The following is a 1,629-nucleotide window of genomic DNA, read 5'->3' on the forward strand; positions in this document are numbered from 1 at the left end:
TCCAGTAGGTGACCGGGATGATCGGGGTGTAGCTGCCGGCGCCGTACTGGCTGGCGTACTGGGCCTGCAGGTCGTCGATGCCGTGGACGGTGCCGTTGGACGGTCGTCACGGCGCACCTCCCGACCCGGCGGCGGACGCGGTGACCGGGGGCACGGCGAGCGGGGTGCCGGCCGGCACGGTCAGCGGGTCGCTGATCCGGTTGTGCTCGGCGAGCAGCCGCCAGCGCAGCGGCGAGCCGAGCGCGTCGTGGGCGAGCAGGTCGAAGCGCACCCCCGACCAGCCGGGCTCGGCGGCGCCGTCCGCGGCGGCCACCACCGCCGAGCCGGGCGGGACGGTGGGGGTGCTCGCCGCGGCCAACTCCTCCTCGAAGCCCGCCCGGGCCGCCTCGGCGCCCTCCGCCACCCGGACCAGCTTCAGCCGCAGCCAGGACCGGCGCGGGGTACCGGTGAGGGTGAACGCGTCGAAGCGTTCCGCCACGGCCACGATGACGCCGGGCACGTTCCAGGTCTTGCCCCAGACCAGGCGGACCAGGGGCGGCCGCAGCCAGCCGTGCTCGGCGGTCGAGTTCTCCGCCAGCAGCCACAGTGGACGGGTCAGCGTCCGGACGTCCTCGGGGCGTACCTGGGCCTCGACGAAGTCCACGTCGAAGAGCAGGTCCAGGACCAGTTCGGTACGGCCGCCGCCGGTGAAGACCAGCGGGTCGTCGGCGAGGCCGGCCCCGGTGAGCTGACCGTCGGCGCCGCCCCGGGGGCGTACCCCGGCCAGCCGGGTGACCTGCACGGTCTCCGGGTTGAGCAGGCAGTCGACCCGGGTGCCGGACTCGTCCACGAGGAAGGCGACGCGTTCCATCAGCCAGCCGCCTGTTCCCGGTCCAGCCGGCGCCGGTGCGCGGCGTCGCCGGCGGGTGCGGCCGGCGCCCACAGCTCCCGGTCGTCGGGCAGCGCCGGCCACGGATCACGCGGGTGTTCGCCGGCCCGCGGCAAGCCTGTCCCGGCCGGCCATGACGGCCCGGCCGGCGGTACCCCGGGCGGGGCGGATCGGGTCGCCTCGGCCGGCAGCTCGGGCCAGGCACCGGCGGTGGGCGCGGGCGGCGTCCCGGCCGGCCCCGTCCACCGCCAGTTCCACTCCTCACCCGGGCCGCGGGGGCGGACCGACGCGGGTTCCCTCGGGGTCTGGGCGGTGTCGGCGTCGACGGCCGGGCCCGGCGGGTGACTGCCGGAGGAGTGCCGCCCCGCCGGCTCCCCGTCCGGGCGAGGGACGCCCGGATTCCGGTGCGGTTGTTGTCGCTGGAACGACGACGACCGCGCCCGCAGAGCCTGGACGCCGTCGCCCGCCCCGTCCCGCCGTCCCCCGCCGGCGGAAGCCCCGCCGGTCGCCGCTTCGGTCACCCGGCCGCTCGCCGGGTCGTGGTCGTCGCCGGGCGCGCCGGGGTGGTTCGGGTGGCTGTCGTGCGGCGCGTCGCCGATCGGGGCGCCCGGTTGGGAACGTCCCGGCCAGCCGGGGACGACGCCGGGTGGGCCGGGCAACGCCGTGCCGGACCCCGGGTGCGCGGTCCACCCGCTGTCGAGGCCGGGCGCGGTCCACGTGTTGCCGAGGCGGGGAGCGGGTTGCGCGCTACCGGGTCCCGG

At 77.9% G+C, this 1,629-nt stretch carries 1 protein-coding gene and 1 pseudogene; both read right to left on the reverse strand.

Features of this window, described 5'->3' with window-relative positions; all coding sequences use genetic code 11:
* Nucleotides 1-106 precede the first annotated feature (106 nt).
* A complete protein-coding gene (locus JNW87_RS38490; protein ID WP_109805629.1) occupies nucleotides 107-850 on the reverse strand; it encodes a hypothetical protein in 744 nt (247 codons plus the stop codon).
* Nucleotides 850-1,629, reverse strand: a pseudogene (locus tag JNW87_RS38495) (hypothetical protein); the annotation flags it as partial. The pseudogene JNW87_RS38495 and the gene JNW87_RS38490, both read right to left, overlap by 1 nt.

This window comes from Micromonospora sp. ATA51 (assembly GCF_016802855.1).
Classification (GTDB): Bacteria; Actinomycetota; Actinomycetes; order Mycobacteriales; family Micromonosporaceae; genus Micromonospora; species Micromonospora sicca.